Origin of the sequence: Streptomyces luomodiensis (assembly GCF_031679605.1) — a bacterium.
Classification (GTDB): domain Bacteria; phylum Actinomycetota; class Actinomycetes; order Streptomycetales; family Streptomycetaceae; genus Streptomyces; species Streptomyces luomodiensis.
Genome location: NZ_CP117522.1, coordinates 375,501 through 385,670, shown reverse-complemented (window position 1 = coordinate 385,670; position 10,170 = coordinate 375,501). Strand labels below are relative to the sequence as shown.

Genomic DNA, 10,170 nt, shown 5'->3' with positions numbered 1-10,170 from the left:
GCGGCGAACAGACACCGAACGGCAGAGCAGAAAACCTTCGAGAAGGAGCGATTCGCATGAGCACCAACCCCTTCGAGGACCCCGAGGGCACCTATCACGTGCTCGTCAACGACGAGGGGCAGCACTCCCTGTGGCCGGCGTTCGTCGAGGTTCCGGACGGATGGCGCGCCGTCCTCACCGACGCGACGCGCGACGCGGCGCTCGAATACGTCAACACCCACTGGACCGATATGCGTCCCAAGAGCCTGATCAAGGCCATGGAAGAGGCCGGCGCGGCCTGAGCCGCGCCGCCGCACCGCCCGGACCACCCAGTGGCCCGCCCCGCCGGGACGCCTTTGACGCGTCGTACCCGAAAGGGCGGGCCGCGCCTTTGCCGGTAGGGCGGGGGCGTACGTCCGGGGGACGGCCAACGAGGGAGAGGACCGAGATGCCGGTCGTGCACGTCAACGGAATACAGCTCCATTACGACGACACCGGGGCCGGTGAGCCGGTCCTGATGATCCAGGGAACCGGCGGCGGCCGCACCGTGTGGGAACTGCACCAGGTGCCCGCGCTCACCGCCGTCGGCTTCCGGGTGATCACCTTCGACAACCGGGGCATACCGCCGACGTCCGAGTGCCCCGGAGGCTTCACCCTCCAGGACATGGTCGGTGACGTGGCGGGGCTCATCGAGCACCTCGGGATCGGCCCCTGCCGGATCGTCGGCACATCCCTGGGCGCCTTCATCGCCCAGGAACTGGCCCTGTCCCGGCCCGATCTGGTGCGCCAGGCGGTCCTGATGGCCACCCGGGGCCGTACCGACGCGCTGCGGGCCGCGATCACCCGCGCCGAGATCGACCTGTACGACGCCGGGTTGGACCTCCCGGTCCGGTACGCCGCCGTCATGCGCGCCCTGAAGTCGCTGTCCCCGCGCACCCTCGACGACGACGCGGCGATGGCCGACTGGCTCGACCTGTTCGAACTGTCGGCCGGGCCCGGTCCCGGACAGCGGGCCCAGATGGAGGTGAGCAAGCTGGACCGCCGGCTCGACGCCTACCGCGGCATCCGGGTCCCCTGTCAGGTGATCGCCTTCGCCGACGACCTGATCACCCCTCCGCATCTGGCCCGCGAGGTCGCCGACGCCATTCCGGGAGCACGGTACGAACTCATCGACGGATGCGGCCACTACGGCTATCTGGAGGACCCGGCGGCGGTCAACAAGGCGATCGTGGAGTTCTTCACCGGGGCGGCGGCCCGCTGAACACCGCGGGCCGGGCGGTGAACGAGGAAGCGAAAGGGAGGAGGGAGGGCCTCCGGCCGGGGGTACCGGACGGCCCTCCCTCCTCGTTTCAGGGGGTCGTGGTTCGCTCAGGGGGCCTTGGCCGCGGTCGCGGTCTCGGGCTCGTTCCCGCCCGGGGCCGGCACGGCCGAGGGCCGCCGGCCCGTGCCGCCCGGCCACCAGTTCCACGAGCCCAGCGCCGTCATCAGGGCCGGCAGCACGAAGATCCGGATGACCACGGCATCCAGCAGGATCGCTGCCGCCAGTCCCACGCCCAGCTGCTTGAACTCGACCGCGTTGAGGGTGCCGAAGATCGAGAACACGGCCACCATGACGATCGCGGCACTGGTCACGACGCCCGCCGAGCGCGTGATGCCCTCGCGTACGGAGTCCTTCACCGAGGCGCCCTCCTGCGCCATCTCCCGGATCCTGCTGACCACGAACACGTGGTAGTCCATGGACAGCCCGAACAACACCACGAACAGGAAGAGCGGAAGCCACGACACGACCGTGCCCGTGCTGTCGAAGTCGAGCAGGCCCTCCGCCCAGGTGTGCTGGAAGACCGCCACCAGGACACCGAACGAGGCCGCCGCGGAGAGCAGGTTCAGCAGCACCGCGGACACCGCCACGGCCAGAGAGCGAAAGATCACCGCCATGGTGGCGAAGGTGAGCAGCAGGACGAAGCCCACCACCCACGGCATGCGCTCCTCCAGATGGGTCGTGAAGTCCGCGCTCTGGGCCACCGTGCCGCCCACCGCGCTCTCGGCGTCCGGGACCTCGTCCAGCGCCTGGGGCAGCCACTCGCGCAGCACCTCGAGCGACTCGGTGGCCCTGGGGTTCTTCGGCGCGTACGGCGTGCCCACGTCGACCGTGTGCACCCGGTGGTTCCCGGACTCCTTGACCACCGGCTGCTGGTCGTGCGCGAACAGGCTGTTGCCGTCGGTGCGGGCGATCAGCTCCCGCAGGGCGGCCTTGACCTGGCCGGCCTCGTCGGCGGGAGCCCGCACCGCCACCTTGTGCACGGTTCCCTCGCTCGGGAAGGCGTCGGTGAGCCGGTCCGTCGCCTGCACCACCGGGATGTCCCGGGAGAGGTCGTCCTGGCCGGGCTGCTTGAGCTTCATGTCCAGTGCGGGCAGGGCGAGCAGCAGGAGCGCGCCGACCGACACCACCAGCGTGAGCACCGGCCTGAGCAGCGCCGGGCGCAGCAGCACCTGCCAGGTGCGCGACTCGCCGGAGCGCATCGTGAGCCGCCACAGGAACGGCACCCGGGGGCGGTCCACCCAGCGGCCCAGCTTGGCGAGGAGGGCGGGCAGCACGGTCACCGAGCCCAGGACCGCGACCGCCACGACGATGATGGAACCGGTGGCCAGGGAGGCGAAGGTGGACTCCTGGGCCAGGTAGAGCCCGGCCATCGCCACGATCACGGTGGTGCCGGACACCACGACCGTGTGTCCCGACGTCTCCGCGGCGATCTCGATGGCGTCGAGGTGGGACTTCCCCTTACGGCGCTCCTCGCGTTCCCGCTTGAGGTAGAAGAGCGAGTAGTCGACGCCGACGGCCATGCCCATGAGCAGGATGACATTGCTCACCGCGCTGGTCTCCGGAAGGACGTGGGAGGCCAGCGCCGACAGCCCCATCGCGGAGACCACACAGGACAGGGCGAGCAGCACGGGCACTCCGGCGGCGATGATCGCGCCGAACACCACCAGCAGGATCAGCAGGGTCAGCGGAACGCTGATCAGTTCCGCCCGCTTGAAGTCCTCGCCGATGGTGTCCTGCATGCCCTTCGCCGTCGACCCGGTGCCCACCTGCTCGATCTTGAGCCCCGGATGGGCCTCATCGGCCTCGGCGGTCTCGTCGAGCAGCGGTACGACCCGGCTCGCGGCGTCGTCCTTGTCGCCCTTCATCGTCACCGGCACCAGCAGGGCCTTGCCGTTCGGCGCGGGGACCGGGTCACCGACGCTCTCCACCTCGGAGAGCTTGTCCATCCGGCCGGTCACGTCCCGGGCCGCCCGCAGCGCCGCCGTCCGGTCCAGCCGGCCGCCCGACTCGGCGGTGATGAGCACGTTCTCCTCGGGCTTCTCGGGGAAGTCCCCCGAAGCGACGATCTTGCCCGCGCGCCCCGACTCCCGGACCCCGGACTCCTCGGAATCGAGTTTGTTCGTGCCGGCGGCGCCGCCGAGGAAGATGCACAGGGCGACGAACACGACCCACAGTCCGATCGCGGACCACGGGTGGGTGGCGCTCCATCGCGCAACCCGTAGCGTTGCCGGATTCTTTCGCACCGTCTGCGTCCTCCCAATGTCGCGGAACCGCTGGGGCGGCTGCCGGGGTTGTGACGCTGAAACGCTAGTTCCACGGCCTGGATATGGATACGAGGTAAACCGCCCAGGTGGTCGTTGTTTCCCGCAGTCAGCACCCTGCGGGAACCCGTAGCGCGCGGGTTGAGGAAAACCGTAATCGCCAGGGAATAGCTTGACCGGGTGAAACAGAAGCCATTATTTTCATATTCCGGTCGGACTTTCCGGTGGATTCAGATGGATTCAGAAATCCATTGGCAAGTAAATGTCGCACCGTGAGGCAAGTCAAGGGGAAACAATGGAAACCGCGGTCATTACTCGGCAACATGTTGCCAAGATCGTTCAGGAAAAGGGGTTAGACCTTTTCATGGACAGGATGATCGACCGTCTCGACGAGGCGTTCAGAGAAGAAAGCCACCGGGGCATCACCCCGGCGCGGGATGGATTCCTGCGTGGTCCCGAGAACACGGCCATCCTGGAATGGATGCCGCACCACCAGCCCGGTGACGCGATCACCATCAAGACCGTGGCGTACACGCCCACGAATCCGGCCACCCACCAGCTGCCCACCATCGTCGGCACGCTGACCCGCTACGACGATGTGACCGGCAGCCTGCTGGCGATCTGCGACGGCATCCTGCCCACCGCCGTCCGTACCGGTGCCGCATCCGCCATCGCGAGCCGGCTGCTCGCCCGCCCCGACAGCCGGGTCCTCGGCCTCGTGGGCGCCGGTGCGCAGGCGGTGACCCAGGCCCACGCGCTCAGCCGGGTCTTCCCGCTGGAGCGCATCCTCGTCCACGACATCGAGCCCGCTCACGCCCGGTCCTTCGCCGAGCGCGCCGAATTCCTCGGCATCGACGTGCGGGTGGCACCGGTCGCGGAGATCGAGGCGGAGGCGGACATCATCTGCACCGTCACCTCGGTCGGGGTCGGTGACGGCCCGGTCCTCCACGGCGCGAACCTGCGCCCGCACGTCCACATCAACGCCATCGGCGCCGACCTGATCGGCAAGTACGAGGTGCCCCGGTCGGTGCTGAAGTCCGCCTTCGTCACCCCGGACCACCGGGAACAGGCGCTGCGTGAGGGCGAGTGCCAGCAACTCGAGGACAGCGACCTCGGCCCCGACCTGCCCGCGCTGTGCGCCGCCCCGGCGCTCGCAAAGGCGCAGCGGGAGAAGCGGACCGTCTTCGACTCGACCGGATTCGGACTGGAGGACCACGTGGCCTTCGACGTGCTCCTCGAACTCGCCGAGGAAGCCGCCATCGGCGACCGGGTGCAGGTGGAACACCTGCCGGAGGACGCGCTGAACCCGTACTCCTTCCAGTGACGGCGCCGGGCTGTGCCTGCCCGCCCGGACGTGGGGTCATGGGCAGCCCGGCGGCGCCCCCGACGCCGAGAGGAACTCGACGACGTCCGCCATGCGTCGTCGAGCGCCTCGGCACTCCGCCCGACGCCGCCGGCCGCTCGCCTCAGGACCCCGAGGACACCGCGGCCTTCAGGACCCCGAGGACACCGCGGCCTTCAGGACTCCAGATACCGCAGGACCGCCAGGATCCGCCGGCTGTAGCCGGTGGTGTGCGACAGTTCGAGCTTGTCGAAGATCGTATTGAGGTTCTTCTCCACCGAACTCAGTGAGATGTGCAGCTTCTGCGCGATGGCCGTGTTGGTGTGGCCCTGCGCCAGCGCCCCCAGGACGCTGCGCTCGCGCGGCGAGAGCCGGGCGAGCGGGTCACCGTGCGTGGTACGGATGACCAGCTGACGCACCACCTCGGGGTCGATGGCCGCGCCACCCGCGTGGATCCGCTCCAGCGCGTCCAGGAACTCGTCGATCTGGGCGACACGGTCCTTCAGCAGATAGCCGACCCGCTCCGCGTTGGAGGCCAGGAGCTGAGCCGCGTAGTTGCGCTCCACGTGCTGCGACAGCACGAGCAGACCGATGGTGGGCCAGCGCTTGCGGATCTCCAGCGCGGCCCGCAGCCCGTCGTCGGTGTGGGTCGGCGGCATGCGGATGTCGACGACGACCATGTCGGGCGTCCTCTCCTCGACCTCCTTCATCAGGGACACCGCGTCGCCCACCGCCGCGACGACCTCATGACCCTCCTCCAGGAGCAGACGCACCAGTCCCTCTCGTAGCAGGGTCGAGTCCTCCGCGATGATCAGGCGCATGGAAGCTCCGCGGTAATGGTCGTGGGTCCCCCGAGGGGGCTGTCGATGTGGAGCAGACCGTCGAGCGCGCCCACCCGGCCGCGCAGCCCGGTCAGTCCGCTGCCCGCCGGATCGGCTCCGCCGCCGCCGTTGTCCTGGATCCGCACCACGAGCACCCCGCCGTGCAGTGCGAGCCCCACGGAGACGGCCGTGGCGCCGGAGTGCTTGGCGGCGTTGGTCACGCACTCCGACACCACGAAGTACGCGGCGGTCTCCACCGCTTGCGGCAACGGGCGGCCGACCTCGAAATCCATGCGGATGGGGAGGGAGCACCGCTCGGAGACCCCGCTGAGCGCCTCCTCCAGTCCCAGGCTGTCCAGTGCCGAGGGATAGACCCGCCAGGCCGCCTCGCGCAGTTCGGTGATGACCTCTTGGGACTCCTGATGCGCCTGCCGCAGCAACGCGTCCACCTGCTCGGGGCTGCGGCCGCGGCTGCGGCGCGCCCGGCCGAGCAGCATGGCGAGCGCCACCAGGCGCTGCTGGATGCCGTCATGGAGGTCGCGCTCGATGCGGCGGCGCTCGGCGTCGACCGCCTGGACGACCGCGGCCCGGCTGGTGGCCAGTTCGTCGATGCGCTGCCGCAGCAACTCCCCCTCGGAAGGCCCGAAGCACTCGCGCGCCAGCCGGGCGTCCAGCGCCATCAGCGAGTAGATGCCCTGCACGTCGAGGAAGAGCAGCACACCCCCGAGCAACAACTGGGTGAGGAGCTCCGGCAGGTCGAGATAGCCCTGGAAGAGCCGCACGGCCAGCACCGCGGCCAGAATGGCGCCGACGCCCAACAGGCCGACCACGACGCTGCACACCAGCCCCATGTAGCTGTGGATCGCCAGATAGCGCAGGACCTTCTGGTCGGACGCCTTGTAGTGCTCGGGGAAGCGGTCGCCGAAGAAGATGAAGCGGCGCCCCCGGTCCAGCGCGGTGATCCGGCGGGCTCCGGACATGAGGACGGCCAGGGCGCGGGACCGGGTGCGCGGCCACGGCAGGAAGACCGCCACGGCCAGGCCGACGATCAGCAGGTACACACATCCGAGCAGGGCCGTGCAACAGCCGACGAGCATCCCCGGGATCTTGCGCGGCCACGACGGTGCCCTCGCCGCCGTGACGGCGCCCTGGGCGGAACTCTGGCCGGATGAGCCGGGTAACAGGCCATGGGTGGCGATATTGGTCAAATCCCCCTGCACGGGCGCCAAGCCTAGCCCGGCCCCACAGCCGGAGCAAGATCGCCTGGCTGGTGTGGCGAGCAGCGTGGACCCGCCGGGGCGCGCGGCGGAACTCATGACGTGCGGTGCCGCCCCTGCCGGTCACGGCCGCGGAAGCGCACGACCACGTAGACCGCGAGAGCCACCACGACCAGGACCAGGACGGCCTTGGACAGGACGCCGACGTAGGACTCCACCTCGTCCCACTGGTCGCCCAGCCAGTAACCGGCCATCACCAGCACCGCGTTCCAGATCAGGCTGCCCAGCGTGGTCAGCAGGGCGAAAACCGGCAGCGGCATGCGCTCGATCCCGGCCGGGATGGAGATGAGGCTGCGGAAGATCGGCACCATGCGGCCGAGGAACACCGCCTTGGTGCCGTGCTTCTGGAACCACTTCTCCGTACGCTCCAGGTCCGACGCCTTCACCAGCGGCAGCCTCGCCCAGATCGCGTACATGCGCCGGCGGCCGACCAGCATGCCGATCCAGTACAGGACCAGGGCCCCCACGGCCGAGCCGAGTGTGGTCCAGAACAGCGCCGAGGCCAGGCTGATCACGCCTTGCCCCGCCGCGAAGCCGGTCAGGGGCAGGATCACCTCACTGGGCAGCGGCGGGAACAGGTTCTCCAGCGCGATGGCCAGACCGGCTCCCGGCCCGCCCATCGCGTCCACGAGGTCCGCGGCCCAGCCGGCGATGCCGCCCGAGGGCTCCTGAGGCAGGGCCAGGGTCATCAAGTGCATGCGTGGTCTCCAACATGGCGGTCGGTGCCGGGGACGCCTTCCGGTACCCGACGCCTGGCAATGCTAGAAACCGCAGCTCAGCGGCGACATGAGGATTGCCGCCCGAAGCGGTGGTGTTCTCCGCAGCGCGGACCTGCGGAAACCCGCAGGGGTCCCGGCCGGCCCGGGGCCCGTCCACGCGGCCGTCGGCAACGCGCACGGCTCAGGCCAGAGGCAGCCGCATGATCGTCAGGCCGAGCCATCGGCGCCTGGCGCGGGCGCGTACCACTTCACTCGGGCCACCGCGGGGCGCCCTGCCCTACGGCCCCGCACTTGTCGATTCCGGCGCCCGGGTCGACGGGCGCCTCATGCCCCCTCGATTCGCCGGCGTACCCCGGATAGCCGCTGACAGTCTGATCGGCCTCGTCAGGACATCGGCCGGCGGCCGCCACGAGGGTCAAAGCCGCGCACGGTGCGGTCGTCGGGCACCGCCTGGTCCTCGGACAGGGAGACGAAGCCGGACTCGTACGCCGCGATGACCGCTTGCGTGCGGTCCCGTGCGCCAAGTTTCGCCAGCACGGAACTCACATGGGATTTGACGGTCTCGGTCCCCACCGTCAGGCACGCGGCGATCTCCGCGTTCGACAGGCCGCGCGCCATGAGACGCAGCACCCCCTCCTCCCGTTCGGTCAGCGCGGCACGCTCCATGGCCGTCCGGGCCGCGGCGTTGCCGGGAGCCTGGCCGTGGAAGGCGGCCAACCGCCGTACCGCCGCCGGGAACAACAGGGAGTCGCCCTCGGCCACCAGCCGCACGGCATGCACGATCTCCGCCGGCCGTGCCCGCTTGAGCAGGAAGCCGTCGGCTCCCGCGCGCAGCGCCCCGTACACGTACTCGTCGTTCTCGAAGGTCGTCACCACCACGATCTTCGGCGGGTCGGGCACGGTGCGCAGCACTGCCCGGGTGGCCTCGATGCCGTCCATCAGCGGCATCCGCACGTCCATGGCCACGACATCGGGGCGCAGTTGCCGCACCAGGGGGATCACGGCGGCCCCGTCGGCCGCCTCGCCCACCACCTCGATGTCCGGTTGAGCCTCCAGCACCGCCCGCAGGCCGGCCCGGACCAGCGGCTCGTCGTCGACCAGGAGAAGGGTGAGCGGCATACGGTCAGCCTAGGTCATCGCAGCGGCAGGTCGACGTGCAGCAGCCACTCGCGGCCGTCCTGTCCCGCTCGGGCCTCGCCTCCGAGCAGCGTGGCGCGCTCGCGGATTCCGCGCAGCCCGCTGCCGCCGCCCACGCCGGCCGCCGATACCGCTGATGCCGCCTCGGCCAGCGGGTTGCGCACCTCGAGCCGTAGCCACGCCTCCTCCACGGCGATACGGACGCCGACCCGGACGGGGCCCGCGTGCCGCAGCACATTGGTGAGGGCCTCCTGGAGCATCCGGTAGGCCTCACGGGAGACGGGCCCCGGCAGCTTCTCCAACGGTCCCGTCACCTCGGCGTCGACCCGCGCACCCGAGGACCGCGCGGACTCCAGCAACCGGCCCGCCTCGTCGAGAGCGGGGCGGCTACCCAGGGGCCGCCCCGTCTCGCGCAGCCCGGCCAGAACGCGTTCCAGGTCTTCCAGCGCGGCCCGGCCCGTCTCCTCGATGGTCTCCAGCGCCCGGTCGGTGAACTCCGGGTCGGCTGCCGCGCGGGCGGCACCCGCCTGCACCACGGCGAGGGTCAGCGCATGGCCGAGGGTGTCGTGCAACTCCCGTGCGATGCGGTTGCCTTCCAGCAGCCGCTCGGTGCGCTCCTCCAACGCCGACAGACGCTCCTTGAGCGACGGCCCGAGCAGCCGCCGGGCAGCCTGAGCCATGAGCGCGCCTGCCCCGGCGGCCACCGCGACCAGCGCCAGCACGGGCACCGGTGCCAGCAGGACGTATCCCCAGCTGCCGCCGGAAACGCGCACGAGCGGGTCGGCGAAACCCGGATCCCCGGCGGCCGCCCCGGCCAGCGACAGCGACAGGGCCATCAACTGCCCCGTCACCAGCGCGATGACGAGCCCCGTTTCCAGCCGCAGCACCATCCAGACAGCGGTTCTGGCCCGGTCGGACCACGAAGCGGACGGAGCGGCGGAGACACCCGGCTCCTCGTCGCTCCTCACGCGTGCGAGCGGACCGGGGAACAGCATCAGTCGCGCTTGCAGCCCCTCCGCGCGGCGAGCCGAGGGCACCATGGCGACGGCCAGGACCAAGGGGACCGGAAGGACCGCGATCAGCACCCAGTCCCCCGGCGACGGACTGCTCAGCCCCGGATAGACCATGGCGCAGACGAACGGCACGATCGCTCCCACCAGCAGGTGAAGCCAGCGGGTGTAGGTGAGCGCATGGGTCAGCGGCAGAAGGAGGCGCACCATGCCGTCATGCTGGCAGAGCGGACGGTGCCGGCGTCTCCCCCGCGCGGGGGAGACGGTTGCCCCCGGCGGGGGAGACGGTCTCCTCCCGCGGGG

Annotated in this window: 8 protein-coding genes and 1 pseudogene; 3 read left to right on the top strand and 6 right to left on the bottom strand. The window is 70.5% G+C overall.

Going from position 1 to position 10,170, the window contains the following annotated elements; genetic code table 11:
• The first annotated feature begins 56 nt into the window (after positions 1-56).
• Together PS467_RS01810 and PS467_RS01805 are read left to right on the top strand one after the other, a co-directional pair.
• On the top strand, positions 57-281 hold the full coding sequence (locus PS467_RS01810) for an MbtH family protein (protein WP_268969635.1): 225 nt from the start codon (positions 57-59) through the stop codon (positions 279-281).
• A gap of 146 nt (positions 282-427) precedes the next feature.
• Positions 428-1,240, top strand: coding sequence for an alpha/beta fold hydrolase (locus tag PS467_RS01805; protein ID WP_311033637.1), 813 nt, complete (start codon positions 428-430; stop codon positions 1,238-1,240).
• Positions 1,241-1,347: 107 nt separating this feature from the next.
• Here the strand turns inward: PS467_RS01805 and PS467_RS01800 are convergent, their stop codons facing one another.
• On the bottom strand, positions 1,348-3,465 hold the full coding sequence (locus tag PS467_RS01800) for an MMPL family transporter (protein WP_311033636.1): 2,118 nt from the start codon (positions 3,463-3,465) through the stop codon (positions 1,348-1,350).
• A gap of 358 nt (positions 3,466-3,823) precedes the next feature.
• Between PS467_RS01800 and PS467_RS01795 the strand changes: the two genes are divergently transcribed.
• Positions 3,824-4,885 (top strand): ornithine cyclodeaminase family protein, encoded by a 1,062-nt coding sequence (locus PS467_RS01795; protein ID WP_311033635.1) that lies wholly within the window; start codon positions 3,824-3,826, stop codon positions 4,883-4,885.
• A 194-nt stretch (positions 4,886-5,079) separates the two neighbouring features.
• Here PS467_RS01795 and PS467_RS01790 read toward each other — a convergent pair whose 3' ends face one another.
• The 5 genes and pseudogenes from PS467_RS01790 to PS467_RS01770 all read right to left on the bottom strand — a co-directional run bounded on the left by PS467_RS01790 (position 5,080) and on the right by PS467_RS01770 (position 10,077).
• A complete protein-coding gene (locus PS467_RS01790; RefSeq protein ID WP_311033634.1) occupies positions 5,080-5,724 on the bottom strand; it encodes a response regulator in 645 nt (214 codons plus the stop codon).
• Positions 5,715-6,944, bottom strand: coding sequence for a sensor histidine kinase (locus PS467_RS01785; protein WP_311033633.1), 1,230 nt, complete (start codon positions 6,942-6,944; stop codon positions 5,715-5,717). Before PS467_RS01785 ends, PS467_RS01790 begins: the two co-directional genes overlap by 10 nt.
• Positions 6,945-7,036: 92 nt before the next feature.
• Positions 7,037-7,699 carry a DedA family protein gene (locus PS467_RS01780; RefSeq protein ID WP_311033632.1) on the bottom strand — a complete coding sequence of 221 codons (663 nt, stop codon included), beginning with the start codon at positions 7,697-7,699 and terminating at the stop codon, positions 7,037-7,039.
• 486 nt (positions 7,700-8,185) lie between these two features.
• Positions 8,186-8,839, bottom strand: a pseudogene (locus PS467_RS01775) (response regulator transcription factor); the annotation flags it as partial.
• A 14-nt stretch (positions 8,840-8,853) separates the two neighbouring features.
• Positions 8,854-10,077, bottom strand: coding sequence for a sensor histidine kinase (locus PS467_RS01770; RefSeq protein WP_311033631.1), 1,224 nt, complete (start codon positions 10,075-10,077; stop codon positions 8,854-8,856).
• Positions 10,078-10,170: the final 93 nt, after the last annotated feature.

What these genes read in the sequence shown, in the direction of transcription:
- PS467_RS01780 (WP_311033632.1), bottom strand. Translation starts at nt 7,699, where the DNA reads ATGCACTTGATGACCCTGGCCCTGCCTCAGGAGCCCTCGGGCGGCATC.
- PS467_RS01805 (WP_311033637.1), top strand. Translation starts at nt 428, where the DNA reads ATGCCGGTCGTGCACGTCAACGGAATACAGCTCCATTACGACGACACC.
- PS467_RS01795 (WP_311033635.1), top strand. Translation starts at nt 3,824, where the DNA reads ATGTCGCACCGTGAGGCAAGTCAAGGGGAAACAATGGAAACCGCGGTC.
- PS467_RS01790 (WP_311033634.1), bottom strand. Translation starts at nt 5,724, where the DNA reads ATGCGCCTGATCATCGCGGAGGACTCGACCCTGCTACGAGAGGGACTG.
- PS467_RS01770 (WP_311033631.1), bottom strand. Translation starts at nt 10,077, where the DNA reads ATGGTGCGCCTCCTTCTGCCGCTGACCCATGCGCTCACCTACACCCGC.
- PS467_RS01810 (WP_268969635.1), top strand. Translation starts at nt 57, where the DNA reads ATGAGCACCAACCCCTTCGAGGACCCCGAGGGCACCTATCACGTGCTC.